This is a genomic window from Microvirga roseola, from assembly GCF_020866965.1.
Lineage (GTDB): Bacteria > Pseudomonadota > Alphaproteobacteria > Rhizobiales > Beijerinckiaceae > Microvirga > Microvirga roseola.
This window is the reverse complement of record NZ_JAJATX010000003.1, coordinates 148,702-173,532: the sequence shown is the minus strand read 5'-3', so window position 1 is coordinate 173,532 and position 24,831 is coordinate 148,702. Positions and strand designations below refer to the sequence as shown.

Sequence of the window (24,831 nt, the reverse complement as noted above, 5' to 3'; positions counted from 1 at the left end):
GATCTTTGCAGACCATCAAGGACGACATTCTTGCCAGGGAACGAAACGCCGCGCTCAAGCTTGCCACAATGACCTTCCACCGTGACCTTTCAAGAGTGCCCACCAAGAGCGAACAGTGACCCATTCATCCGATCCCCGAGCCCCGAAATCCTCTCGCAAGAAGCCCGCGCGCGAACCGACGACCCTCGACCTGAAGGCGACGGTCGTCGACGATGGCGCGTCTAGGGAGGAGACGAAGCCGGAGGAGACGATATCGCCTGAGCCCGAGAAGGCAGCCCAGGAGGAGGTGTCGAAGCCGGAGGCTACCCTCGATTCGGGCCTCGCGACCGATTCGATTGCGCCGGAGACCTCCTCCAACGAGCCGCCGTCGCAGCCTCCTCCGCCCGAGAGCGGGCCGGTTCGCGACACCGATCACCGGAAAACCCCTCTTGGGGCCCTGGTCGGCGCCGGCCTCCTCGGCGGGCTCGTCGGTGCAGGAATCCTCTACGGCGCGCAGACCTGGCGCGGTCCCGAGGGTCAGGACGATGCCCGGCTGGTGCAGCTGGAGCAGCAGGTGGCGACGCTCGGGCAGCAGGGCGTGCGGCCAGGGGATCTTCAGGCCCTGTCCGGCCGCATCGGCGCGGTCGAGAATACAGGCGCATCCCTCAATGAGCGGCTTCAGGCCCTTCAGAGCACGGCCGAGCAGGCCCTGGCGCAAGCTCAGGAAGCCGCCAACCGGCCGGTCCCGGAGGTTCCTGCCCCGCAGACGGATGCGGCTCTGGCCCAGATCACCGAGCGCCTGTCGGCGCTGGACAATCAGGTTCAGAACGTAGCGCAGGAAGCTGCCAATGCGGCCCAGACCGCGACAAGCGCCCTGAACGCAGCGCAGAACCTTGATGGCCGGATCGCGGAACTGGACAGCCGCCTCGCCGCGCAGCAGCAGAGCCTTTCAGCCCTGTCCAACGATATCGGGGCGCTCTCCAACCGGCTGGCCCAGGAGAACCAGGGCGCGACGAGCGCCTTCCAGACCGGAACCCGGATCATCCTCGCGGAGCGCCTGAGCGACGCCCTGCGGAACGGAACGCCCTATGTGGACGTCCTGGAGGGGCTGAGGCATGTCGAGGCCGATCCGGCGCGGCTTGCTCCTCTCGAACCCTTCGCACAGCAGGGGGCTCCCACGGCCGCCGAGATCGCGCAGCGCTTCGAGCCTCTCGGAGCCGCTATCCTGCGCGAGAGCCGTGGGCCGGCAGGGGGCTGGACCGACCGGCTTCTGCGCATGGCGGACCGGGTGGTCACCGTCCGTCCCGTGGACCAGCCAGGCTCCACGGGGGTTCCGAGCCTCGTCGCGCGCATCGAGCAGGCTTTGGAGCGCGGGGATGTGGCGGAGGCGGTCGCCGCCTGGCAGGCCCTGCCGGAGCCGGCGCGGCGCATGTCCGAGGAATGGGCGCAACAGGCTGCTGCGGTCGCCCAGGCCCGCCAGGCCGGTCAGGCCATCGCCGACAACGCTCTCGCCGCCCTCAACCGAACGGCGCAGTAAAAGGATCAGCCCAGGATGTGGCGCGCTCTCCTCTTCATCGCTCTCCTCTGCATTGCGGCTTTCGGTGCAGTCTGGCTGGCCGACAGGCCCGGCACGGTCCTGATCACCTTCGGCGGCTATGAGATTCAGACTTCGGTGGCCGTGGCCGCCATCGCCTTTGCTGGCCTTGCATTGCTGCTGGCGCTCCTCTGGTCGGCGGTATCCGGCCTGCTGCGCCTGCCCTCCCGCCTGACGTCCGCATCCCGCTCGCGTCGCCGCTCGCGCGGCTATCAGGCGGTCTCCCGCGGCATGGTGGCCGTGGGCGCGGGCGACACCATCGCGGCCCGTCGCTACGCCAGCGAAGCCGAGCGTCTTCTGGGCCAGGAGCCGTTGACGCTTCTGCTCAAGGCCCAGGCCGCTCAGGTCTCCGGCAATCGAGCTGCGGCCGAGGCCGCGTTCACGCAGATGATGGAGGAGGACCAGACCCGGGTTCTCGGCTTGCGCGGTCTCTTCGTCGAGGCCCGCCGCCGGGGCGATGCCGTGGCCGCCCGCGAATACGCGGCCGAGGCCGTCCGCCTTGCGCCGGCCGCCGCCTGGGCGAGCGACGCCGTTCTCGAGGCGCGCTGCGCAGAGCGGGACTGGCGCGGAGCGCTGGAAGCCATCGAGCGGCGGACCTCCCTTGGGCTTCTCGACAAGACGACGGCCCGCCGCCACCGGGCGGTGCTCCTGACGGCGGACGCCCTCGACCGGGTCGACAACGATGCGGAGGGGGCGCTCAGAAGCGCCCAGGACGCGGTGAAGCTCGCTCCCGATCTCGTGCCCGCAGCGGCTCTGGCCGGCCGCCTCCTGGCGCGCCGGGGCGATATGCGCCGCGCCGCCAAGGTGATCGAGGTCGCATGGCGCAGCCAGCCCCATCCCGATCTCGCCGAAGTCTATCTCAATGTGCGGCCCGGCGATTCGGCCCTCGACCGGCTCAAGCGCACCGAGACCCTCCTGAAAATGTCCGGTGGCGATCCGGAAGGGCGGCTGGCGGTGGCGCGCGCCGCCCTCGAGGCGCGGGAATTCGCCCGTGTCCGCGAGGTGCTCGAACCGCTGCTCGCCGAGCGCCCGACCATGCGGGTATGCCTCCTCATGTCGGATCTGGAGCAGCTGGAGCACGGCTCGACGGGCCATGGCCGAGGCTGGCTCGCCCGCGCCACCCGCGCGCCGCGGGATCCCGCCTGGATCGCGGACGGGGTCGTGTCCGACTACTGGGCCCCGGTCTCGCCCGTCACCGGCCGCCTCGACGCCTTCGTCTGGCAGGCGCCGCCGGATGTGCTCGTAGCGCCTGAGCTCACCCTGAGCGACGAGGTCACGGCGGATCTCGACGAGGAACCCAAAGCCCTGCCGGTTGTGGTGGTGGAGGAGCCGCCCGCGGTTGCTGCGCCTGCGGAGCCCGCGTCCGAACCTGCGCCCGCGCCTGCTGTCGTGGAGAAGAGCGAGGTCGTCGAGACCGTGGAGGCGGGGGAAAGGGAGCCGGCGCAGGAAGCCCCCCTCCCGCCCAAGCCCGAGCCCGTCGTCTTTCCCGCCAACCCGCCGGACGTGCCCAAGCCCAAGGAGACGACGCCGGCGAGGCGCGGCGTTTTTTCAATCTGGTAGGGCGGATCCAGGCCTTTCCATCCTTGCCAAGTGGCGGGGGAGAGGGTATGAGGTCGCCCTCTTCGTTCGCACATTTGCGACGCCGCAATAGCTCAGCTGGTAGAGCACCTCATTCGTAATGAGGGGGTCGGGGGTTCGAATCCCTCTTGCGGCACCATCATTTCCAAAGGTTTCCAACAGGATCCCGAGGAAGGCGTCCCGGACCCCAATTGGGATGGATGTGGAACGAATGGACCGATTGGTCTGGGGCCATAGCTCAGCTGGGAGAGCGCTTGCATGGCATGCAAGAGGTCGGCGGTTCGATCCCGCCTGGCTCCACCATTCCTCTGAAAACGACGGAGCGCGGGTGTAGCTCAGGGGTAGAGCACAACCTTGCCAAGGTTGGGGTCGAGGGTTCGAATCCCTTCGCCCGCTCCAGTTTTCGCAGCCGGTTACAATCTCCAGAACTCCAGCATCCCCTAGGTTGCGTCAACGTATGTCCGTCTCTCTGACAGGTTGTCGCACTCCGTAAAAGCTCTTGTCCTCGCCTCATGTCCCGCAGCCGATTCAAATCGGTAATCCTGACGGACGAGTGCGCATCCGAAGGACAATGGCCTGCCGTCTCCGCTGGCGCGATACTTCCGGAAAAGGGAGGCACGAGCCATGAACATCGAATACGGCGATACCAGCGGAAATCTGACCGGATTCCAGAGAGGAAAGAACCAGACTCTTGTCGGCGTGGTCACGCAGGACAACATCCTCTACGGCGACGCTTATGGGATTCTGGACTTCGCGCGCGGCGGCAACGATACGCTGAGGGGATCGACGGAGGTATCGAACACCTTCTTCGGCGATGCGCGGTGGATGTCCAACTTTGCGAGGGGCGGCCACGATACGCTGTCCCTGCAGGGCACAGACTCGACTCCCACGACGACCAGCATTCTCTACGGCGATGCCTACGAGATGTCCGACCTCGCTGCGGGAGGGCGTGACGTTTTCAACCTCGTCGGCTCCTATGCGCAGGGAACGCTCTACGGCGATGCCTACTGGATGTCGGAACTGACGCGCGGTGGCCATGACATCTTCAACGCTGGGGACGGCGGTGGCACCTTCTACGGCGATGCTCATGTCATGTCTGGATGGGCGCGCGGCGGTCATGATGAAATGACCGGGGGAAACGGCAACAATCTCCAGACCATTCTCTACGGCGATGCCTACCAGATGTCGGGCTTTACCAGGGGCGGCAACGATAAGCTCGATCCTGGGTGGTGGGGTATCGTCTATGGCGATGCCTATACCATGACCGGAAGATCTCGCGGCGGCCATGACACCATTACGGCCGGCGGGCGCGTTTCGGAGCTGTTCTATGGCGATGCAAAGTCTATGTCCGGTCGGTCGGTCGGTGGTAACGACACCATGAATATCGGTAGCCAGATCCACACGGTATACGGCGATGCCTACGAGATATCCGACTACGCACGAGGGGGGCACGACACAATCGCAGGTGACGGATTCCAGTCGGATCTCTTCGGCGACGCCTATACGATGAGCGGTCGCGTTCGCGGCGGCAACGACAAGCTGACTGGAGGCAACAATCTGGTCTCGAACGAGCTCTTCGGCGATGCCTATACAATGGGCGGCAGGAGCAAGGGCGGGCATGATGTGCTCACCGCAGGCGCCGGAAGCAGCGAGAACCTGCAGAACGACCTCTATGGCGATGCGTACAAAATGTCGGGCAACACCTGCGGAGGCAATGATCGCCTTGTCGCCAGCAGCGCTGTCGCCGACATGTGGGGTGATGCCAAGTTCATGTTCGACCATGCAAAGGGCGGTCGCGACACGTTCGCCTTCTCCGGTGAGTTCGGAGACACCCGCATCCATGACTTCCAGCAGGGCAAGGACCGTCTGGAGATCAATGTCGATCGCAGCCTCAATCCTTTTTCGCAGGTCGAGTGGGAAAGGGTTGGGAGCGACGTGGTCGTGACCGTCGATGGGCCTGTCTCGGAAGGCGAGTTCCGGCTCGCGGGATTCTCCGGGACGCTCAAGAACAACGATTTCTATTTCGTCTGACGATATGGCGGCGGCCGAACGTCGGCTCCGCCCCATTCTTCGCACTACCTCTCTTGCCCGAATGGCAAGGGCAGCGGGAAGAGGTATTGTCAAGCTTGGCCATGGATGCTGCGGCAGCTGCGCCCGTGGCCAGGCTCGGCGACTGACGCCGCTTCACCGCCTCCATATATGGACGGCTCTGCCGCCGAGCCACCCCGGCCACATCGGGGCGGCCTCTCGCTGAACGGCCAGCATCTCCTCCATTCAGAGCAAGTTAACATTCGCAGATGCATTCTGCGGGCAGAATGGAACCCTGCTCATGAGCATGTGTTCCTGAGTCAAGCGCCACGCGAATGGAAGGAAACTGGACGATGCTGAAGAAAATCGTAGCTATCGCTGCCGTTGCTGCTGGCCTTGTACTGCCGGGATCTGCCCTTGCGGCACCACTTGCCTTCACGACGACGGATCTCAACATCCGCACGGGACCTGCCGCATCTTATCAACGCTTTGATACGATTCCGGAGGGCGGGCGCGTGACGGTTCATGGCTGTCTGACCGGCTATAACTGGTGCGATGTCACCTGGGCCGGCGAGCGCGGCTGGGTCTCGGGCAACTATCTGGCCTATGCAGGCGAGCGTTATGCTCGCCAGCCGATTCCGAGCGTTGCTTTCTCCATTGGCGTTCCGGTGATCGGTTTCGATCCCGGCATCTATCACCGCCGCTACTACGTCGATCGTCCCTGGTACCGCGACCGCTACCTCGAGCGTCGCTGGGCCCGCGAGCCCTATTTCGACCGGCGGGATGCATTCCGGGAGCACCGCGAATTGCGCGATGCCCGGCGCGCGGTGCGCGAGGAGCAGCGGGATGTCTTCGATGCCCGGCGGGACCTGCAGCGCGAACGCCGTGTCGGAGGCAATGTCCGCGATGAGCGGCGCCAGCTCCAGCGGGAGCGCCGCGAACTCCTCGAAGCCCGGCAGGAGCTGAGGCGCGAGCGGAGAGACTAAGATGCGCAAGCCCCGCTGCTTCCCGAAGGCAGCGGGGCTTTGCTTTCATGCGCCGCTATGAGTCCAGGGCCGTAACCGTGCCGTCGGCGCTGATCTGGCAGGTGATATAAGAGTGGCGGACCTGGCGGGCGCGGGTGCTGGCATAGACGATCCTCACCTCGATCGGTGCGACAAGCCTGCCATCCTGCGCCTGTTGTGTCTGGCCGGCGCTGGCCGCATCCACGCGAACCGCACCCAGCGGGGCCGCAGCCGCGACGATGGAGTCGCGGCAGTTCCGGACGATGTATGTCGGCGTGCCGCTGCGGGGAACGAGCGGCGCAATGGAGCCGGTCGAGATCGGCTGTTGCATCGGTAGGCCGCCATCTCCGGAATTCGAGGCCTGAAGAGCCGGACGGAGAGCAGCCGGCAGGTTCAGCTCGCCGCCGCTTCCTCTGCGAACGATAACCTGCGCCGGCGGCAGGGCGGAATGCGTGACGACCGGAGCCGCGGCGGGGCGGGAATTCGTCGCCCTCGATGCCTCCGCTTTCGACGAGCTTCTGGAAGGAGACGAATCCCGAGCCGGGGATTCCGCGGATTGCCTGCCGCCGCTGCGCCGTGAGCCACCGCTCCTGCTGGGAGAGCCGCCGCCTGGATCGCTCGCCACTGAACCGCCTCCGGGAGGGCTCGAAGGGCTCGGACCCTGGCCGCCGCTGTTTACAGCGCCAGCGCTCGTGCTGATTCCGCCTCCTAAGGATCCTGCGGCGCCATTTCCACCCGCACCGATTCCGCCCGCACTGGAGGTGCCAGTTCCGGAATTGGAAAGGCCGACCGCGGGAGTGTCGGCAGTCGCGCCGGATGGGCTGGGACTGGCCGTGCCGGCATTCGGGTTTTCGCTCGGGGTGTCGCCTCCCTGCACACTGCCCGAACCGCCGCCCGCCGAGCCACCTCCGCCGCGGCCGACTCCGCCTGTGCCGTCGCCTTGGCTGCTCCCGCCCAGGCTTCCGCCCAGCGAGCCGCCACCGCCATTCTTGCCGCCGCGGCCGCCCCCGCCACCCCGTCCGCCATTGCCTTCATTGCCGCCACGGCCGCCACCGCGGCTCCCATCGCTGTCGCTACGGCCTTCGGCCTCGCCGCCATCGCCCCTTCCACCGCCGCCGCGTCCGCCGCCACCGTTCCCGCTCTCGCTGCCCCCATCCCCTTTGCCGCCTTTTCCTCCGCCATCACCTCCTCTGGCGAGGACCGGTTGGGCGGAAACGAGAGCGAGGACGACGAGGGAAACGAACGATGTCCGAAGCATGGCTCCTCCAGAGGGTGCGAGACCGGTGCAGCAGCTGCATCCGCTCGGTCTCTTGGTTCGGGTTTGGACTCGTCCGGGGAACGCAAAACGAAGAGAACGTCATTGGTCGCAGGCTGGCGGATTCCGGTTCGTGAGGTCTTGAGCCGGTCGTGGTTCGGAGCTTCCTGACGCCTGGTAAAATTGAAGCGAACGAGTTCCTGCTATTCCTGCCGAGGATCGGCCGGGGGGAGGGCAGCGTCAAGGAAAAGCCGGGCCGCTACCCTTCAGAGGTAGGCCATCCTGCTTTGCACCCCGATCCCGAGCGGCCGTGCGAAATCAGTCGCGGTATCGATCCGTATCCGCGGCAGGACCCGAATTGTCCGCCGATGGAGGCGGGTCTAGTTCTGCCGCCACAATCTCCCGTCGGGCAGCAATTCGGGCGGCAGTTCGAGAACGCGGATCTCCCGTCCTGCATCGGCCGCTCTCGCAGTGGAACGCGGTGATTGCTTCGCCGCCCGCGTCGGGGACTTCTTGTTGGCGGAGCGCTGGCTGCGCTCTTCTGCTGCCGGCTTGGTCGAGCGAGAATTTTCCTTGACGGATGCGCGGCCTTGCGAAGAAGGCTTCGCTGCTCTTTCCGGTGCGTCCTTCGGCAGTGCGGCCTGCTTGGCCTTGCGTGAGTCATCGCCGCGCTCGTCCTTCTCGGTGCGCCGCGGCGCATTCTCCGGCGGAGCAGGCGCAGGCGCTTCCAGAGTGAGGGGAAGCCGGAACATCACGGCTGCGGGCACGTGCTCATTCCGGGCCTGCAAGGCGGCGAGCTTCTGCCTGAGGCCATGGAGCTCGCGATGAGCAGCGGCGAGCAGCTCCCGCTCATGGCGCAATGCAATCCCAACCTGCGCTGCCTGCGCTTCGGCGGATCGCAGGGCCGCAAGCTGCCCTCGTGCATCGTCCAGCTGAAGAGACAGAGACGAGCTGCGCTCCTTTTCCGTTTCAGCCGCTTCCTGCGCCTTCGTCGCGTTCGCTCTGAATGCTGCGATCTGCTCCTTCGCCACGGACAGTTCGTGCGCTACGGAAACGGAGCGCTTTTTTTCCTGCGCAAGAGTCTCCGAGAGCTCTTGTGCGTTCGCAACGCGAGCCTGAAGGGCAGCAAGCCTTTCCCGCGATGTCGCGAGTTCGAGCGTCGTTGCATCGGCCCGGCCTTTCTCAAGCGTGACCGTTTTTTCAAGTTCAGCGTTTCTCGCTCTGATGGCTTCGGCCGCTTCCAACTGCTCCTGCGCCGCCTCAAGTTCGCGAGCGGTTATGGCAGCCCTCTCCCTCTCCTGCTTCAGCGCCGCTTCCAGTGCACTCCCTCCGGCCTCCGCTGCCTTCAGGCTCGCGACCTGAGCGCGCAGGATCTCGAGTTCCTGACGCGCCGCCGAGGCATTCGTGCGCTCCTGCGCAAGCTCGCCTTCACGCGCAGCCGCCCTGGCCTCGGCATCCGCCAGAACCGCAAGCCGCTCCCTGGCGCGGTTCAGCTCCTCGATGGTCTGATCTGCTCTCCGCTTTTCATCCGCCAATGCCTCTTCGAGCTCGGCAGTGACAGGCTGAGCTGTGGTCAGAACAGTCAGCTGTTCCCGGGCACCGTCCAGCGCCTTCAGCGCCGCATCGGCCCGGTCCTTCTCCCGCGCGAGGGCGCTTTCAAGCTCGGCGATTCTGGCCGTGGCGGCTTCCGATGTTCTGTCGCGTGTTTCGTCGGACAGGATAGGAGGGCCCTGCTCGCCGGATGCCAGTTCCTGCAGACTCATCTGCAGGGCCGGATCCCCGATGTGGTCGATCATCATGACGGCGAGCGATCCTGCCTCGATGGCGGATGAGAGGACCTGTTTCGCCTGTGCCGCATCGCCCTTCTGCACCAGCGCCGCCAGATGGGCGATCAGCGCCCGGCCTTCCTCCGAGGTGGAGAGGCCGCCAAGCATGAGGGACCAGTCCCGCGCCGGTTCGCCGGCTGGGGCAGAACCCGTCGTGCTGTGCCCGTCAGGGGAATTCACAGTATGCGAGGAGGCATCCATCCTGGCGCCGCGCTCATTCGCAGCGAGAGGCAGGGAGCCCATGATCAGCGTTGCAACCGCCGCCGGGGCGACGCGCCACCACAGACACGTTGCATGATGAGACTTCATCTTCTGCCGGGCCATGGCGCTTCTCCGCTGTGTCACAGGAGCTGACGGCATCTGCGGCGAGACTTCGGAAGCGCGCCGAATGATGCGGACAGCAACGACTCACAGCAGAGCCGATAAATCAGGCGACATTTGGCACCGGCCTGACCTGCAGGGCTGCTGCCTTTGCTGCAGGGCCGGAGCTCGATCGCACGGATGGTGCGGCAATCGCCATCAGGAATGCAGAGCGGAGCGCCCGCCCAGGTCTTTCGTCAACGCGAAGCCGTGATGCCGGCCGCTTGGGGCACGGGACTCCTGGTGAGGGTCATCCTGCTGTCGGGCCGGCTGCAGGACACGGTGACGAACCCGTCCGATGCGTTGATTCGAACGGAGATCAGGTCGTCGGTGCTGGCGAGGTTCACAGGCTCCTCGTCGATCTCCTGCGACACCTCGGCGATGATCGAGAGGCAATCGGCAAACGGCATCGTGGCGACCCGGGTGGTCTCGGCCGACTCGGCGCGAACGCCGGAGCTTGCAAGCGAGGCGCTGAAAGCGCCTATCAGCAGGCCGGTTAACAGGGAGCGCATCATTGATTCTCCTGATGCCGAGACATCAGCATAATGGGGGCGGGGCGGCTGTGCTGCGCCGCACATGCGGGGTCCTTCATCAGAAGTCCGGCCGCCGCTGTTGCTCTTCGGTTCTCATCGTGGAGAGGCAAGCCCCGCGCGTTTCATAAGTTCCGGCTTGGCCGGCGTGCCGGACAGAAAGTCGCGCACATGCGGCTTCGGTTATCGGTCAAGCTGGCCGCTGCCGGATCGGGCCTGGCGGTACTGTCGTCTGCGCAGGCGTTAAGAGCAGCCCGGCATAGGGCTTGCACCTTTCGCGATGCCGGCTGAGAAGCTTCTCCCTGACCTCTGTTCTGGTGCGGTCATCCATGCCGCTCATCTCCAGGTTCTGCAGTGCCGCCCGGTGCTGGAAGTCGATGTCGCCGAGAGTATGGAGAACCTCTCGCATGATCGATTCCAGCGCCAATGAGTTCGTGCCTCTCAAGGCCCTGCCGACGGCGTTCGCGTCGATGTTGTTGCCGGTCATGTTCCCTCCGCGCCGAACATTGAATCCTTGTTCGCTGATGATCCCCATAGGAGCGGGAGAGAGCGGGGGCGCGCTACCTCGCAATTTTACCTAACCCATTCGAAAGTCTGTCTTTTGTGACAAAATTCTCCGGCTGTAACGCCGGGAGGCTGTGCGCGCCTAGCGACAAGCTCTTGCGCTCTTTCCCGCCGCCACTTAGGCTCGTGCCAACATAACAATAAAAGCCAAATCAAAAGAGGGCTTTGAGGGAGAAGACGCTTGGGAGCCGAGGCTCGTGCCCGTTGGCATGTCCGCTCCATCGGGAAGGCTGCCGCAGTCCCGGTGCTGGCGATCGCGATGCAACTAGCCTCTGACCGGTCGAGGGGCGCGCTTTCGTGACGCTCGTTCTCGACAATGTCTGCAGGAAGGTCGGCGCGGAGACCCATATTCGCGACATATCGCTGACCCTGGAGCGAGGTTCGCTCAACGTGCTGCTCGGCGCGACGCTCGCCGGCAAGACGTCGCTGATGCGCCTGATGGCGGGCCTCGACGCCCCGAGCAGCGGACGCATTCTGGTCGATGGGCAGGACGTGACGGGATGGCCCGTGCAGCGCCGCAGCGTGGCGATGGTCTACCAGCAATTCATCAACTATCCGTCGCTCACCGTCTATGAGAACATCGCCTCGCCCCTGCGGGTCGCGCGGCTTCCATCGGCGGAAGTCGATGCCCGGGTCCAGGATGCGGCGCGGCTCCTCAAGCTCGAGCCTTATCTCGACCGCAAGCCCCTCAACCTGTCGGGCGGACAGCAGCAGCGCACGGCCATCGCCCGGGCGCTGGTGAAGCGCGCGGACCTCGTGCTTCTCGACGAGCCTCTCGCCAATCTCGATTACAAGCTGCGCGAGGAACTGCGCGAGGAGCTGCCGCGGGTCTTCGCCGCTTCGGGGGCCATCTTCGTCTATGCCACGACGGAGCCTTCCGAAGCCCTTCTTCTCGGCGGCAACACAGTGACGCTCTTCGAAGGCCGGGCGACCCAGTTCGGCCGGACGCCGCTCGTCTACCGTCACCCGCAGGATCTCGTCACGGCCCAGGTCTTCTCCGACCCGCCGCTCAACACGCTCAGGGCCAGCAAGACCGGCTCCACGGTCGCCCTGAGCACCGGCGGGCAGGGCCCTGCCGCTGGTGCCTTCGCCGCCGCGCCGGACGGGGAGTACACGGTGGGCTTCAGGGCTCATCACCTGGGCTTCGAGTCGACGGGACGGGACGAGATCGCGATTCCTGTCAAAGTTTCGCTCGCCGAGATCACCGGTTCCGAGAGCTACGTGCATCTCAGCGCAGGCGAGCACCGCTTCGTCGCCCTCGTTGCCGGCGTGACGCGTCTTCAGCCCGGAGCCGCGGTGACGGCCTATCTCGACCCGCGCCACGTCTTCCTGTTCGACGAAAGAGGCCGCCTCGCCGCTGCCGATCTCGCCAAAGCCGCGTGAGGAGAGAGGATATGGCCCGCATCACCCTCGACCATCTCGCCCACGCCTACAGGCCCGATCCGAAGGGACCGCAGGATTATGCCCTGAAGGAGATCAACCATGTGTGGGACCAGGGCGGCGCCTATGCGCTGCTCGGTCCCTCGGGTTGCGGCAAGACCACCCTCCTCAACATCATCTCCGGCCTGGTGCACCCGACGCGCGGGCGCATCCTGTTCGACGACCGGGACGTGACGGATCAGCCGACGGAGCAGCGCAACATCGCGCAGGTTTTCCAATTTCCCGTGGTCTACGACACCATGACCGTGCGCGAGAACCTCGCCTTCCCGCTCAAGAACCGCCGTGTGCCGCGGGAAGCGACCCATCAGCGGGTGGAGGAGATCGCCCGCCTGCTCGACCTGACCTCAGTTCTCGACCGCAAGGCGAACAACCTGACCGCCGACATGAAGCAGAAGATCTCGCTCGGGCGCGGGCTCGTGCGCCCCGACGTGGCGGCGATCCTGTTCGACGAACCGCTCACCGTGATCGACCCGCACCTCAAATGGCAGCTGCGCTCCACGCTCAAGGAGATCCACCGGGCGCTCGACATCACCATGATCTACGTGACGCACGACCAGACCGAGGCACTCACCTTCGCCGACAAGGTGGTGGTCATGCATGACGGCGCCGTGGTCCAGACCGGAACTCCGGACGAACTGTTCGAGCGCCCCGCCCACACCTTCGTCGGCCATTTCATCGGCTCGCCCGGCATGAACATCCTGCCCTGCCGGGTCGAGGGTGCGACGGCCTTCATCGACAACGAGCGCATCGCGCTGAAAGGCGCCTATCCGGCTCTGCCTGCGGGAGAGCGGATCGAGCTCGGCATTCGTCCGGAATTCGTGCAGCTTCAGCCGAAGGGAAGCGGGCTGCCGGTCCGCATCCGGCGCATCGACGATATCGGGCGAGCGCGCATCGCCCGGGTGGAGATGGGCGGTCGGGCGCTCGCCGCAAGCGTGCCGGAGGACATCTCCATCGAGGGTGACGAGGCCTCGCTCGCCTTCGATGCGCGCTATGTGCACATTTACGCCGACGGTCACCTGGTTCCGGGCGAAGAGCCGGGAGGGAATGCGCAATGACGAAGACCCTCAACAACAAGGCTTGGCTCTTCGTCCTGCCCGTCTTCGGCATCGTGGCCTTCTCGGCCATCCTGCCGCTCATGACGGTGGTGAACTATTCGGTACAGGACACCTTCGGCAACAACCAGTTCTTCTGGAACGGCGTCGGCTGGTTCCAGGACCTGCTCGACCCGTCGACCCAGCTCGGCGAGCGCTTTTTCGACGCCCTGTGGCGGACCCTGCTCTTCTCGGCGATCATTCTCATGATCGAGGTGCCGCTCGGCATCGCAGTGGCGCTCGCCATGCCGCGCGAGGGCTGGGGCGTCGCTTTCTGCCTCGTTCTCATGGCCCTCCCGCTTCTGATTCCGTGGAACGTGGTCGGCACGATCTGGCAGGTCTTCGCCCGCAGCGACATCGGACTCCTCGGCTGGGCCGTCAATAGGCTGGGGATCGACTACAACTACACGGGCGATCCGCTGGATGCCTGGGTCACCATCATCATCATGGATGTCTGGCACTGGACCAGCCTCGTTGCGCTCCTCTGCTATGCAGGGCTGAAATCGATCCCTGACGCCTATTTCCAGGCGGCGCGGATCGACGGGGCCTCGCGCTGGGCGGTGTTCCGCACCATCCAGCTGCCGAAGATGCGGCGCGTGCTGCTGATCGCGGTGCTCCTGCGCTTCATGGATTCCTTCATGATCTATACCGAGCCCTTTGTGCTCACGGGCGGCGGACCGGGCAATGCGACCACCTTCCTGTCCATCGACCTCGTGAAGCTGGCGCTCGGCCAGTTCGACCTCGGCAAGGCCGCCGCCATGTCGCTGGTCTACAACCTGATCATCATTGCGATCTGCTGGGTCTTCTATACCATCATGACCAACGCGGATGCGCAGCGCGGGAGGGTGCAGGAGTGACCGGAACCGTCGCCATCGGGCCATCCGAGACCAAGGTCTCCGCCGCGCCGCTCGCCGCCAACAAGGCCGTCCCTCGGCCGCGCGTGAACGGGCGGGTGGTGGTGATGACCCTCTACCTCCTGTTCCTGATGCTGCCGATCTACTGGCTCGTGAACATGAGCCTGAAGACGAACACGGAGATCACGTCGGGCCTCACCCTCTGGCCGCAGGAGATCACCTTCCAGAACTACGTCACGATCTTCACGGATGCGAGCTGGTATTCGGGCTACATCAACTCGCTCACCTACGTGCTGATCAACACGGTGCTGTCGATCTCGTTTGCGCTTCCGGCGGCCTACGCCTTCTCGCGCTATCGTTTCCTCGGAGACAAGCACCTGTTCTTCTGGCTGCTCACGAACCGCATGGCTCCGGCGGCGGTGTTCGCGCTGCCATTCTTCAATCTCTATTCCGCCATCGGCCTCTTCGATACGCCCTGGGCGGTGGCTCTCGCGCATTGCCTCTTCAATGTGCCCTTGGCCGTGTGGATTCTCGAAGGATTCATGTCGGGCGTGCCGCGCGAGATCGATGAGACGGCGGCCATCGACGGCTATTCCTTCCCCCGCTTCTTCATCAAGATCTTCATGCCGCTGATTGCGTCCGGCATCGGCGTTGCGGCCTTCTTCTGCTTCATGTTCTCCTGGGTCGAGCTGCTGCTCGCGCGTACCCTGACCTCGGTCAACGCCAAGCCGATCGCCGCCACCATGACCCGCACCGTCTCGGCGGCAGGCATGGACTGGGGGCTCCTTGCGGCGGCGGGCGTGCTCACCATTGTGCCCGGCGCACTCGTGATCTGGTTCGTCCGCAACTACATCGCCAAGGGCTTCGCCCTGGGGAGGGTGTGATGGAAACCAGGCACCGGCTTCCCGTGAGCGAGATCCGCGAGTGGGCGAATTCGATCTGTGACGCTCTCGAGCTGCGGGGCATTACGGAAGTCACCCTTGAGCATGACCAGTACTGGAGCATCTTTTTCGATGACGCCTTCGACTTCGATGATCCGGTGAAGCCGGTTGTCGGCTCGCTCGGTGATGACATCGGCGATCTCCGCAAGGAGATGGAGGCGTTTCGATCCCGTGATCGCGGCATGGTCGTAGAGCATGCATGCCATCATCTGCAGGGTATTCTGGGCTATCTGGCCTATGCGTGCAGCGGAACGGTCGTGAATGCTTCGAACAATGCTACGGGAGGTGCCCGTGCCTGATCTCGCTTGGATGGCTTGGACTTGGCAGACGGCGCTCTTCTTTGCCGGCATTGCCAGCCTGCTCCTGCTGATGACGCTGCTCGCGATCTACCGCCCTGAGACCGAGCGGGTGGGCGTGCTGCGCATTCCCACGACGCGCGGCGACCGCCTGTTCATCTCTCTTCTGGGCGCAGCCTTCATCCATTTGGCCTGGCTCGGGTTCGTCGGCACGGACCTTTGGTGGGCTTCCGGCTTGTCTCTCGTCTATGCGGCGGCGGTTTTCCGCTACGTGTGAGGGACGGGCTCAATAAAGCTCTTTCGGGCTTGGGGCTCGGAAGAGAAGCAGACCGGCTCAAGCCGGCAGGGGCACAATCTGGGAGGAATAAATGAAAGTTACCCAATCTCACCGGCGCTTGAAACTCTTCATGTCCGCGAGCGCCCTCGCCATGGTGATCGGCAGCGGCACGGCCTTTGCCGGCATGGAGGAGGCCCGTCGCTGGGTCGAAACCGAATTCCAGCCTTCCACGCTCTCCAAGGAAGAGCAGCTCAAGGAGATGGAATGGTTCGTGAATGCGGCGAAGCCGTTCGCCGGCATGGAGATCAATGTGGTCTCCGAAACCATCGCGACCCATGAATACGAGGCCAAGGTGCTGGCCAAGGCCTTCTCGGAAATCACCGGCATCAAGCTCACCCACGACCTGATTCAGGAAGGCGACGTGGTGGAGAAGATCCAGACGCAGATGCAGTCCGGCCGCAACATCTACGATGCCTGGGTCAACGATTCCGACCTCATCGGAACCCATTTCCGCTACAAGCAGGCGGTGGCGCTCGATGACTGGATGAAGGGCGAAGGCAAGGACGTCACCTCGCCCACCCTCGACATCGACGACTTCATCGGCAAGTCCTTCACCACCGGCCCGGACGGCAAGATGTACCAGCTGCCGGACCAGCAGTTCGCGAACGTCTACTGGTTCCGCTACGACTGGTTCCAGCGGCCGGATCTGAAGGAGAAGTTCAAGGCCAAGTACGGCTACGACCTCGGCGTGCCGGTGAACTGGTCCGCCTATGAGGACATCGCCGAGTTCTTCACCAAGGACGTGAAGGAGATCGACGGCGTCAAGGTCTATGGCCACATGGATTACGGCAAGAAGGATCCGTCGCTCGGCTGGCGCTTCACCGATGCCTGGCTTTCCATGGCCGGCAACGGCGACAAGGGCCTGCCCAACGGCCTGCCGGTGGACGAATGGGGCATCCGCATGGACGGCTGCCGCCCGGTCGGCTCGTCCGTCGAGCGCGGCGGCGACACCAACGGTCCGGCGGCCGTGTACTCCATCACCAAGTATCTCGACTGGCTGAAGAACTATGCTCCGCCCCAGGCGGCCGGCATGACCTTCTCCGAATCGGGACCCGTTCCGGCTCAGGGCAACGTCGCCCAGCAGATCTTCTGGTACACGGCTTTCACCGCCGACATGGTGAAGCCGGGCCTTCCCGTGATGAACGAGGACGGCACGCCGAAGTGGCGCATGGCTCCCTCACCGAAGGGCTCCTACTGGAAGGACGGCATGAAGCTCGGCTACCAGGACGCAGGAGCGTGGACGCTCCTCAAGTCCACCCCGGTCGAGCGCCGCAAGGCCGCCTGGCTCTATGCGCAGTTCGTGACCTCCAAGTCGGTCTCGCTGAAGAAGAGCCATGTGGGCCTCACCTTCATCCGCGAGAGCGACATCTGGCATCCGTCGATGACGGAGCGTGCGCCGAAGCTCGGCGGCCTCGTCGAGTTCTACCGCTCGCCCGCTCGCGTGCAGTGGACCCCGACCGGCAACAACATCCCGGACTATCCGAAGCTCGCTCAGCTCTGGTGGCAGAATATCGGTGACGCGGCCTCCGGCTCCAAGACCCCGCAGGAAGCCATGAATGCCCTTGCGGCGGCCCAGGACGACGTGCTCGCCCGCCTCGAGCGCGCCGGCGTTCAGGGCGAATGCGGACCGAAGCTGAACCCGAAGACCTCGGCCGAGGAATGGTTCAAGAAGGCTGCCGCCGAAGGCCACATCGCACCTCAGCGCAAGCTCGATAACGAGAAGCCGAAGGGCGAGACGGTCGACTACGACACGCTCATCAAGAGCTGGCCCGCTTCCCCGCCGAAGCGCAGCTGATCCCGGTTAGAATGAACGAGGAGGGGCGCGAAAGCGCCCCTCTTTTTGCGCTCGCTCTGCGCTACAACACCACGATGCCCGCGTGCTTTGCCTTGTCGTCGGGCTCCACATGGATCGTGATGAGGGCGTCCTCGATTTCTTCCTTCAGGGCCCGCTCCAGGCGGTCGCAGATATCGTGGGCGTCGGTGACGCTCATGCGGCCAGGCACGACGAGGTGGAAGTCGATGAAGGTCATGCGTCCGGCATTCCGCGTGCGCAGGTCGTGAGCTTCGATGGCGCCCTCTGCATTGCTGGCGATGACCTCCCGCACGCGGTTCAGGGTCGTTTCGGGCAGGGCCTCGTCCATGAGACCGCCGACACTCTCCTTGATGAGCCCCCAGCCGGACCAGAGGATGTTGACGGCGACCAGGGCGGCAAGCCCCGGATCGAGCCAGGTCCAGCCTGTCAGCGGCACGAGCAGCAGACCGCCTAGGACTCCGATGGATGTGACCACATCCGTGAAAAGATGCCGTCCGTCCGCAACGAGCGCCGGCGAGCGCAGCAGCCGGCCCCGGCTGATGAGGATCCACGACCAGAAGGCGTTGATGGCGCTCGCCACTGCATTCACGGCGATACCCAGGCCGGGAGCATCGAGCGGCTTCGGATTCATGAAGCCGTAATAGGCTTCCCGCAGGATCGCGAGCGCCGCGATGATGATCAGCACGCCTTCGAGCACGGCGGAAAAGTACTCGACCTTGTGGTGTCCGTAAGGGTGATTGGCATCGGCGGGCGCAGCGCTCAGCCGGACCGCCATGAAGGCGGCAAGCGCCGTCACCACATTGATGATGCTCTCCAGCGCATCGGAATAAAGCGCGATGCTGCCCGTGACGGCGTAGGCGGCATATTTCAGGACGAGAACGAACGTTCCGACGAATATGCTGCCGATGGCAAGTTTCTGGATCTTGTCCATGGCACAACAACGAAAAGCACGGGCAGCGGGAGAACGGAGCCGACCTTATAGAGGCTGCGACCTCAAGTGCAAAGCCTTGTGTTTACTTGCAAATAGGTTGCAAGTTCAGCGCGGTGGAGCAATCGGCATCATGCCGAGTTGCGCAGGGCGAGCCGGTAGAAATAGCGGCTCATGGAAGGAATGAGCCGCTCCTGCCGGAAGCCGGACTTCATCAGCACATGGCGCGATGCGGCGTTGTCAGGATGCGCGAAGGCTCCGACTTCGGACAGCCTTACGTCCTGCCGCACAAGGTCGAGACAGTATCTCACCAACTCGCTTGCATAGCCTTTCCCCCAAGCCTCGGGGGCAAAGTAGTAGCCGATCTCGAGGCCCCAGCCCGGATCGAAAGGATCCTCGTACAAGCCGCCGAACCCGACGATCAGATCGGACCTGTCCAGGATGACCCAGGGCGCGTATCCAACTCTTTCCCGGTTCCCTTCGTGTCCTTCGAGGTAGCGCCGACACTCGTCGAGCGATGCCTGGACATGGGTGAAGCGCATCGCATTTCGGTCACCCAGGAAACGGAACAGGTCCTGTGCGTCCGACGGGTTCGGCGGGCGAAGCCGTAGGCGCTCCGTCTCGATCATCATTCCGCTGTCTTTGCCACTTTCAGCGCCAGCCTCGCATAGTACCGCGCCAGCGAGGGAGCGAGCGCCTGACAGCGGTGGACAAGCTCCAGCGCTTCTTCCCGCCGTCCGGCGCGGACGGTGTCCATCAGCTGAGGGTGCAGGCCTTCGAGCTCGGCGACCGCCGGATCCTGGCGGCGTGCAGCCGGCGCGACAATGGTAAAGATCGCAGTCTCCGCCGCACGTCCCTTGACTGCGATCCGGTCGAGTTCGATCACCACATAGTGCTCGCGCACGGCATCTGCGGTTGCGGGGCCGAGGACGATCGAGACGCCGAATTCCTTCGACAGACCCTCAAGCCGTGAAGCGAGGTTCACCGTGTCGCCCAGCACGGAGTAATCGTAGCGCCAGCGCGAGCCGACGTTCCCGACGACGCAATCGCCCGTATTGATGCCGACCCCGATGGCGAAGGTGGGAGCATCCTCGCCCTGCTCCCGCCGGAGGTCCGCATTCAGGGCATTGACCGCATCCAACATGTGCATTGCAGCCGCGACTGCGCGCAGGGGATGGTCGGGACTCGGGAGCGGGGCGTTCCAGAATGCCATCACGCAATCGCCGATATATTTGTCGATGGTGCCGCCTTCCGTCAGCACCGACTCCGAGAGCGGGTCGAGCAGGCGGTTGATGAGGGCCGTGAGTTTTTCCGGCTCGTCCTTCATCCGCTCGGAGAGAGTCGTGAAGCCGCGCACGTCGCAGAACAGGATCGAGAGATTGCGCCGTTCGCCGCCGAGCTTCAGGGCGCCGGGATCGCGCGCGAGCTGCGCCACCAGCTCGGGCGACAGGTAGCGCGAGAAGGCCTCCGAGACCGCACGGCGCAGGTGCCTCTCGCGGGCATAATCCAGGCCGAAGCGGGTGCCGAACACCGCGAGCGCCGCCGCAACCGGCAGCGCAGGCGGGGCCCAGATGCGCTCGAAGCGGAGGAGCGCCCAGGCTCCGACGATGAAGAAGGCGAGGACGAAGACGACCGCAAACCCGGTCCGCCATGACACCCCGTGGACGCACAAGGCTGCCGCCAGAAAGGCCGCTGCGATCACGAGCGCAACCATCGCGAGCCGGGGAGCGGGGATTACGAAGAGGTTGTGGCGCAGGTTGTCGAGGATCGTCGCCTGCACCTCCACTCCGGCAGTCAGATTGCCGGTGGTGAGGGTATAGGGCGTTGCAAAGGTATCGGGCGCGCCCGCGTCGGCCGATGTCGCGGCCTTCAGGCTCAGTCCCACCATGACGGTCCGATCCTTGAAGAAGCCGGGGGGAAGGAAGTTCTCCGGATCGAGCGCCTGGTAATAGGACACGGTCGGATAGGTCCGGGCCGGACCGAAATATTGGATAAGGGCCCCTTCGGGCAGCTCCGGAACCGGCTCTCCCCTCAGACGAAGGCCTTCGTTGGCGAAGTTGTCGGGCGTCTGCGGCATGCGGCGCAGGTAGGCATCGCCGTCGAGATCGACTGCGGCGACGCCCGGCACCGCGCCGGCATCCAGGAAGGGATCGATGGGGTTGATCCGGGTCGTCTGAACACCCTGGGGAAGGGGGATCGTCACATCGTCCGCCGCCAGGATCACATCCGGCCCGAGCGCGCCGGCAAACCGCCTGTCGGCTTCCTCCGTGGAGGGCTCGGCGAAGATGATGTCGAAAGCGATGACCTTCGCGCCTGCCGCGCGCAGGCTTTCGATCAGCCGGGCGTGCAGGTCCCGCGGCCAAGGCCAGCGCTGGCCGATCTCCGAAATCGAAGGCTCGTCGATGGCGACCACCACCGCACCAGGATCCGTTGGGAAGGGCGGCGCGACGACTGAAAGGATATCGTAGAGCCGCGCCTCGATGAGACGGAAGGGCGGGAAGTACAGAACCGGGAGCAGGAGGGCCGCGACGAGCCCCGCCATGAGGAAATGCCGCCAGAGAGGCTGGCCGTTTCCCTCGCTTCCCGATGCCTGCCGGTTTCCGTTCTGCAAATTCGTGTTCGTCGCCATTTCGGACGGAAAACCGGCTCCCACTTTCCTGAAGCGGCTCTAGAACCGCGCCTTCACACTCGCCGCGATGGTGCGCCCAGGGCCAGGAATGTCCGGCGCAAGCTCATATTCCCGGTCGAACATGTTAAGGACGCTCAGGCCTAGGAGAAGCCGCCGGTCGGGCGTTTCCCAGGTGACGGAGGCATCTGTTGTCCAGTAGTCCTCGAGCTTCTGGTAGCGCAGGAGATCGCCGCGAAGGTCGCCGGCGAAGGTGCCCGCCAGGGTGAACTTGATCCGGCTCGGATGCACGAAGGTGACGCCGAACCTTGCGAACTGGCCGGCGATCAACGGTATGTCCCGTCCCCGATCCTCGCCGGCGCGAATTTCGGTCGAGGTGGTGCCGATCGTTCCGAACACGCCGATGCCGTGGCCGAGCCAGAGATTGGCTGTCGCTGCCAGACGCTCGATACGGGCCTTCTCGATGCCAACGCTGTCGAAGGTGTTCGGGACGGGAAGGTCGAGGCCTTCCACATCCTGGCGCTGGTACTCGACGGCCGTGAAGACGTGCGGCGTCCATTCGGCATCCCAGCGCAAGGCGAGGGTGTCCACCTCGCCGCCAAGGGCGACCGGCAGGTAATTGGGCACGAGGCCGACCGTCGAAACGGGGGACAGCGTGAACGACACCGGCAGCACGCGGTCACGGCGGAAGGCTGCCCGCAGCCACTGTCCCTCGAAGGGCGAGACGCCGAAGCCGATGCGGGGAGATATAGAATGCTCCTCGCTTTGCCCTTCGACATCGATGGCGCTGCGCTCGATCCCGGCCTGCATCTCGAACCAGTCGGACGGGCGCCAGAAGGCGTCCGCGTAGAAGCGCGTGCCGCGGAAATCCAGATCCGCTGCTTCGCTGATGTTCGCCGTTTGAATCTCTCCGGTCGTAGTATTGTAGATGTAGCTACGCCCGAACGAGTTGGCGATGCTGCGCCCGGTCTGAGCCTCAAAGCCGTAGCGCAGGGTGAGAGCGTCGAAGCCGATGCTATGGCCTATGGCTGCCACAGCTCCGTCTGTCCTATTGCGTTCCCACAGCTCCCCACCAATAAGAGCAGATCCACCGACGATTGTTGGACTTAGCAAAATGGTCGCCGAGTTGGTGAAACGCCGGTCGAGGCCGCGATTGGCGTAGATTGCGGCCGTGAGCACATTGCGGTCGCTGAAGCTGTGGCTCCAGCCCGCGCCGGCCTGCACGGCCGTGGTCTCCTGCGTTCCCTCGAAGAGCCGGGTCTGTGTGCTGACCCGTGCGAGGCTAGGCTCTTGGTTCGCCACCGAGCCGAAGACCAGGAAACGATCCGCCGCCGAGGGTGCCATGCCGATGAACAGGGAGCCGGTATCGGCCTGCTCCCGGTCGATGGGATTGTCGACGTCGATCCGGGTGCGGCCTGCGTTCAGCAGGAACGAGGTCGGAACCGGCTCGTTCGAAAAGCCCTGGACATTGGCTTCAGCGCCCCAGCCGATCTGGCCGTCTCTGGAAATGAGGCTTCCTCCCACCTCCGCATCGATGAAGGGCCGCCGCACGAGATCGAGGCGACCGATGCGGCCTGAGACGGCGAGCGGATCGAAGAAGAGCCCCTGGACCGTGAGGTTGAAGGCTGTCAGGTCGGCTACATCGCCTTCAAGAGCATCGATTGTCGGCCTCGTCGTGACGAGGTTCGGACGCAGAGCGGCCGCCTGGTCGAAATAGCTCGATGCCGTGAAAGGGTCGAACACCCGGTCGCCGTAGAAGCGAGCCCATTCGTTCAGGTCGAGGAACCGGTAAGCCTGGGCCGGATAGGAGCCGCCGTCCTTGTTGACGGCGAGACCTGCGAAATCGCCGCCCCGCTGCCGGTAGCGACGCAGAGTTTCCCGGGCGGCGAGCACCGCCTGATCCGCCTGGTACTGGTCGATGGCAATAGCGGTGCGGGCCATCGAGACGCTCGGATCGTTGGGATCGAGCCGGTCCGCATTGTCGAGCGCCTGATCGGCAAGCTCCTCCTCGCCGTTCTGGTAATAGGCGATGGCCGCCATCAGCAGCCCCTGGGAATAGGCCGGATTGGCGGCGGAGCCTGCGAGGATGGCTTCGAGGCCCTTCTCGGGCTCGCCCTTCTGCAGAAGGTACCGGCCGCGGGCGAGATAGCCCACGTGGAAGTCCGGATCGAGCTCCAGGGATTTGTCGATCAGGGCTCCGGCCTCCTCGACGCGATTCTGTTCGAGCAGGAGAAGGGCGAGATTCGTGTAGGCGACGGGGCTTCCCGGCTCTTCCGCAATGGCTCGCCGGAAGGCTTCCTCGGCCGCAAGCGGATGATCGCGGTCGGATTCGAGCAGGCCGAGGCTGTTCCAGATATCGGAGTTGCCGGGCGCGACGGCGGCCGCTTCGCGCAGGGCGGCAATGGCCGCATTCACCTCGCCGTCGACATCGGCTCGGATGTTGCTGTCCGCCAGAACGACTTCCGGGTCGTTCGGGTCGATGGCCTTGGCGCGGGCGATGGAGGCGCGCATCTCGTCGCGCCAGCCGAGCGCGTAATAGACCTGGGCGGCGGAGGCGGCGATGCGGATGTCCTTCGGGAAGCGCTTCTCCGCCGCTTTCATGAGCTCGCCGGCCGCCTTCAGATCCTTCTGGAAGGCGACGATGTAGATGTGGGCGAGCACCGCCATAGGGTCGGTGAGGGCGAAGTCCGGCTCCGCATAGACCCGCGAAGGATTGGCGAGGGACTCGGCGATGTAACGCCCGTAGGATGCGATGATGCGCCTCTCGCCCGAGACGCCCTGAGCCGCCCGCCCGAAGAGGCGGGCCGCTTCCGACCATTGGTGCTTCATGCCGAGGAGCGTGGCCTCGACGAGGTCGGCGCGGGCGCGCTGGGAGGCGCTCAGACCCCGGCTGCGGGCCTGGGCCAAGGCTTCCGCAGCCGCAGTGCGCCCGTCGAGATAGAGGGCGACCTCAGCCAGGCTCAGCCAGTCTTCCGCACTCCGCCGCTCCGGGGCGATGGCGGCAATCCGGGCCCGTTCCGCCCGGATTGCGGGTCCCGCCAGCGGGGTCGCGGGGAAGGTCGAGAAGATGTCGCGAAGGCTCATGTAGAAGAGCATCTGCTCGCGGTCGTTTGCACTGGTGAGGACGAACTTCGCCGGGGCTTGGCCGATGGCGGCGACAGCGCCTTCGCCCTGGCGGACCGTGACCGATCCTTGCGCATTGCGCAGCTCCACCACGCCTTCCAGCACGATGAGCGAGGTCCGTCCCGATCCGTCGACCGACAGGGACCAGTCGGTGCCGCGGATCGCCGCCACCGCAGCGGGCGTCCTGACGTCGACGCCCGTGCCGCCGCGGTTCGCGCGCGCCCAGATGTTGCCGGCCTGAAGATTGAGTTCGGTCGTGCCGCTGCCCGCCGCAACGTCGTTCACGGTCAGGACCGAGTTGCGGCCGACGCGGATCTGTGTCCGGTCCGCGAACAGGATCGCCAGGTTGCCGATAGCGTTGGTGCGAAGGACGTCGCCGCCGAGCACGTCCTGCCTGACCAGCACCCCGCGCCAGGCTTCCTCCCGGACGAACCGCATTTCCTCGCCCCCCTTGGTCGCAACAATGGACCCGGCGACCGGGGTGGGTCTCGGGACGGGAGATTGCGCCTGAGCGTCAGCGAGGCAAAGCGCCAGGGCGCTGGTCGCGGCCAGAAGCCTGAGGGAACGTACGGACATGGGGAATTAGCGGATTGGAGGGACAGCTGCTCTAACGTTACCTTCAGCTTAGCAGGAACGCGGCAGGATCAAAGCCGATTCACGTCAC

Annotated in this window: 20 protein-coding genes and 3 tRNA genes; 15 read left to right on the top strand and 8 right to left on the bottom strand. The window is 65.0% G+C overall.

The annotated features are described in order from the left end of the window. Positions 1–115 precede the first annotated feature (115 nt). The 7 genes from LG661_RS03545 to LG661_RS03515 all read left to right on the top strand — a co-directional run bounded on the left by LG661_RS03545 (position 116) and on the right by LG661_RS03515 (position 6,165). Positions 116–1,516, top strand: coding sequence for a COG4223 family protein (locus LG661_RS03545; RefSeq protein ID WP_230530486.1), 1,401 nt, complete (start codon positions 116–118; stop codon positions 1,514–1,516). A gap of 15 nt (positions 1,517–1,531) precedes the next feature. Beyond that, on the top strand, positions 1,532–3,133 hold the full coding sequence (locus tag LG661_RS03540; protein ID WP_230530485.1) for a heme biosynthesis protein HemY: 1,602 nt from the start codon (positions 1,532–1,534) through the stop codon (positions 3,131–3,133). A gap of 81 nt (positions 3,134–3,214) precedes the next feature. Then, positions 3,215–3,290 (top strand) — tRNA-Thr (locus LG661_RS03535). A gap of 88 nt (positions 3,291–3,378) precedes the next feature. After that, positions 3,379–3,454, top strand: a tRNA-Ala gene (locus LG661_RS03530). A 21-nt stretch (positions 3,455–3,475) separates the two neighbouring features. Beyond that, a tRNA-Gly gene (locus tag LG661_RS03525) sits at positions 3,476–3,550 on the top strand. A gap of 225 nt (positions 3,551–3,775) precedes the next feature. Then, positions 3,776–5,182 (top strand): hypothetical protein, encoded by a 1,407-nt coding sequence (locus tag LG661_RS03520; protein WP_230530484.1) that lies wholly within the window; start codon positions 3,776–3,778, stop codon positions 5,180–5,182. A gap of 350 nt (positions 5,183–5,532) precedes the next feature. Then, entirely contained in the window at positions 5,533–6,165 is a 633-nt protein-coding gene (locus LG661_RS03515) for an SH3 domain-containing protein (protein WP_230530483.1), read from the top strand. A 55-nt stretch (positions 6,166–6,220) separates the two neighbouring features. Here the strand turns inward: LG661_RS03515 and LG661_RS03510 are convergent, their stop codons facing one another. Further along, positions 6,221–6,514, bottom strand: coding sequence for a hypothetical protein (locus tag LG661_RS03510; protein ID WP_230530482.1), 294 nt, complete (start codon positions 6,512–6,514; stop codon positions 6,221–6,223). A gap of 609 nt (positions 6,515–7,123) precedes the next feature. Between LG661_RS03510 and LG661_RS03505 the strand changes: the two genes are divergently transcribed. Further along, positions 7,124–7,609, top strand: coding sequence for a hypothetical protein (locus LG661_RS03505; protein ID WP_230530578.1), 486 nt, complete (start codon positions 7,124–7,126; stop codon positions 7,607–7,609). Between the two features lie 209 nt (positions 7,610–7,818). Here the strand turns inward: LG661_RS03505 and LG661_RS03500 are convergent, their stop codons facing one another. The 3 genes from LG661_RS03500 to LG661_RS03490 all read right to left on the bottom strand — a co-directional run bounded on the left by LG661_RS03500 (position 7,819) and on the right by LG661_RS03490 (position 10,641). Continuing rightward, positions 7,819–9,588 (bottom strand): coiled-coil domain-containing protein, encoded by a 1,770-nt coding sequence (locus LG661_RS03500; protein ID WP_230530481.1) that lies wholly within the window; start codon positions 9,586–9,588, stop codon positions 7,819–7,821. 233 nt (positions 9,589–9,821) lie between these two features. Then, a complete protein-coding gene (locus tag LG661_RS03495) occupies positions 9,822–10,136 on the bottom strand; it encodes a hypothetical protein (protein WP_230530480.1) in 315 nt (104 codons plus the stop codon). 208 nt (positions 10,137–10,344) lie between these two features. After that, on the bottom strand, positions 10,345–10,641 hold the full coding sequence (locus LG661_RS03490; RefSeq protein WP_230530479.1) for a hypothetical protein: 297 nt from the start codon (positions 10,639–10,641) through the stop codon (positions 10,345–10,347). Positions 10,642–11,015: 374 nt separating this feature from the next. On the opposite strand from LG661_RS03490, the gene LG661_RS03485 reads away from it, so the two are divergent. The 7 genes from LG661_RS03485 to LG661_RS03455 all read left to right on the top strand — a co-directional run bounded on the left by LG661_RS03485 (position 11,016) and on the right by LG661_RS03455 (position 17,472). Next, the gene (locus LG661_RS03485; RefSeq protein ID WP_230530478.1) at positions 11,016–12,101 is read left to right on the top strand and encodes an ABC transporter ATP-binding protein; all 1,086 of its coding nucleotides are present in this window, start codon (positions 11,016–11,018) and stop codon (positions 12,099–12,101) included. An 11-nt stretch (positions 12,102–12,112) separates the two neighbouring features. Beyond that, positions 12,113–13,213, top strand: coding sequence for an ABC transporter ATP-binding protein (locus LG661_RS03480; RefSeq protein WP_230530477.1), 1,101 nt, complete (start codon positions 12,113–12,115; stop codon positions 13,211–13,213). Continuing rightward, positions 13,210–14,106, top strand: a complete 897-nt coding sequence (locus LG661_RS03475; protein WP_230530476.1) for a carbohydrate ABC transporter permease — start codon at positions 13,210–13,212, stop codon at positions 14,104–14,106. The genes LG661_RS03480 and LG661_RS03475 overlap by 4 nt, the downstream gene beginning before the upstream one ends. 14 nt (positions 14,107–14,120) lie before the next feature. Further along, the gene (locus LG661_RS03470) at positions 14,121–14,987 is read left to right on the top strand and encodes a carbohydrate ABC transporter permease (RefSeq protein ID WP_407666637.1); all 867 of its coding nucleotides are present in this window, start codon (positions 14,121–14,123) and stop codon (positions 14,985–14,987) included. Continuing rightward, positions 14,987–15,343 carry a hypothetical protein gene (locus tag LG661_RS03465; protein ID WP_230530475.1) on the top strand — a complete coding sequence of 119 codons (357 nt, stop codon included), beginning with the start codon at positions 14,987–14,989 and terminating at the stop codon, positions 15,341–15,343. Before LG661_RS03470 ends, LG661_RS03465 begins: the two co-directional genes overlap by 1 nt. 10 nt (positions 15,344–15,353) lie before the next feature. After that, positions 15,354–15,617: a DUF2160 domain-containing protein gene (locus LG661_RS03460; RefSeq protein WP_407666636.1), complete on the top strand. Its 264-nt coding sequence runs from the start codon at positions 15,354–15,356 to the stop codon at positions 15,615–15,617. Between the two features lie 91 nt (positions 15,618–15,708). After that, positions 15,709–17,472, top strand: coding sequence for an ABC transporter substrate-binding protein (locus tag LG661_RS03455; RefSeq protein ID WP_230530473.1), 1,764 nt, complete (start codon positions 15,709–15,711; stop codon positions 17,470–17,472). A gap of 61 nt (positions 17,473–17,533) precedes the next feature. On the opposite strand, the gene LG661_RS03450 is transcribed toward LG661_RS03455, so the two are convergent. From LG661_RS03450 to LG661_RS03435, 4 genes are all read right to left on the bottom strand, one after another. Then, entirely contained in the window at positions 17,534–18,421 is an 888-nt protein-coding gene (locus LG661_RS03450; protein ID WP_230530472.1) for a cation diffusion facilitator family transporter, read from the bottom strand. Positions 18,422–18,549: 128 nt separating this feature from the next. Further along, the gene (locus tag LG661_RS03445) at positions 18,550–19,050 is read right to left on the bottom strand and encodes a GNAT family N-acetyltransferase (protein ID WP_230530471.1); all 501 of its coding nucleotides are present in this window, start codon (positions 19,048–19,050) and stop codon (positions 18,550–18,552) included. Next, complete coding sequence (locus LG661_RS03440; RefSeq protein ID WP_230530470.1) at positions 19,047–21,047, bottom strand: CHASE2 domain-containing protein; 2,001 nt, start codon at positions 21,045–21,047, stop codon at positions 19,047–19,049. The genes LG661_RS03445 and LG661_RS03440 overlap by 4 nt, the downstream gene beginning before the upstream one ends. 39 nt (positions 21,048–21,086) lie before the next feature. Next, on the bottom strand, positions 21,087–24,743 hold the full coding sequence (locus LG661_RS03435) for a FecR domain-containing protein (RefSeq protein ID WP_230530469.1): 3,657 nt from the start codon (positions 24,741–24,743) through the stop codon (positions 21,087–21,089). Between the last annotated feature and the right edge of the window lie 88 nt (positions 24,744–24,831).

Bases quoted from the DNA above. Each gene is read 5' to 3' on its own strand.
- LG661_RS03540 (WP_230530485.1), top strand. From the start codon at position 1,532: ATGTGGCGCGCTCTCCTCTTCATCGCTCTCCTCTGCATTGCGGCTTTC.
- LG661_RS03520 (WP_230530484.1), top strand. From the start codon at position 3,776: ATGAACATCGAATACGGCGATACCAGCGGAAATCTGACCGGATTCCAG.
- LG661_RS03515 (WP_230530483.1), top strand. From the start codon at position 5,533: ATGCTGAAGAAAATCGTAGCTATCGCTGCCGTTGCTGCTGGCCTTGTA.
- LG661_RS03510 (WP_230530482.1), bottom strand. From the start codon at position 6,514: ATGCAACAGCCGATCTCGACCGGCTCCATTGCGCCGCTCGTTCCCCGC.
- LG661_RS03500 (WP_230530481.1), bottom strand. From the start codon at position 9,588: ATGGCCCGGCAGAAGATGAAGTCTCATCATGCAACGTGTCTGTGGTGG.
- LG661_RS03495 (WP_230530480.1), bottom strand. From the start codon at position 10,136: ATGCGCTCCCTGTTAACCGGCCTGCTGATAGGCGCTTTCAGCGCCTCG.
- LG661_RS03490 (WP_230530479.1), bottom strand. From the start codon at position 10,641: ATGACCGGCAACAACATCGACGCGAACGCCGTCGGCAGGGCCTTGAGA.
- LG661_RS03480 (WP_230530477.1), top strand. From the start codon at position 12,113: ATGGCCCGCATCACCCTCGACCATCTCGCCCACGCCTACAGGCCCGAT.
- LG661_RS03475 (WP_230530476.1), top strand. From the start codon at position 13,210: ATGACGAAGACCCTCAACAACAAGGCTTGGCTCTTCGTCCTGCCCGTC.
- LG661_RS03465 (WP_230530475.1), top strand. From the start codon at position 14,987: ATGGAAACCAGGCACCGGCTTCCCGTGAGCGAGATCCGCGAGTGGGCG.
- LG661_RS03460 (WP_407666636.1), top strand. From the start codon at position 15,354: ATGGCTTGGACTTGGCAGACGGCGCTCTTCTTTGCCGGCATTGCCAGC.
- LG661_RS03455 (WP_230530473.1), top strand. From the start codon at position 15,709: ATGAAAGTTACCCAATCTCACCGGCGCTTGAAACTCTTCATGTCCGCG.
- LG661_RS03450 (WP_230530472.1), bottom strand. From the start codon at position 18,421: ATGGACAAGATCCAGAAACTTGCCATCGGCAGCATATTCGTCGGAACG.
- LG661_RS03445 (WP_230530471.1), bottom strand. From the start codon at position 19,050: ATGATGATCGAGACGGAGCGCCTACGGCTTCGCCCGCCGAACCCGTCG.
- LG661_RS03440 (WP_230530470.1), bottom strand. From the start codon at position 21,047: ATGGCGACGAACACGAATTTGCAGAACGGAAACCGGCAGGCATCGGGA.
- LG661_RS03435 (WP_230530469.1), bottom strand. From the start codon at position 24,743: ATGTCCGTACGTTCCCTCAGGCTTCTGGCCGCGACCAGCGCCCTGGCG.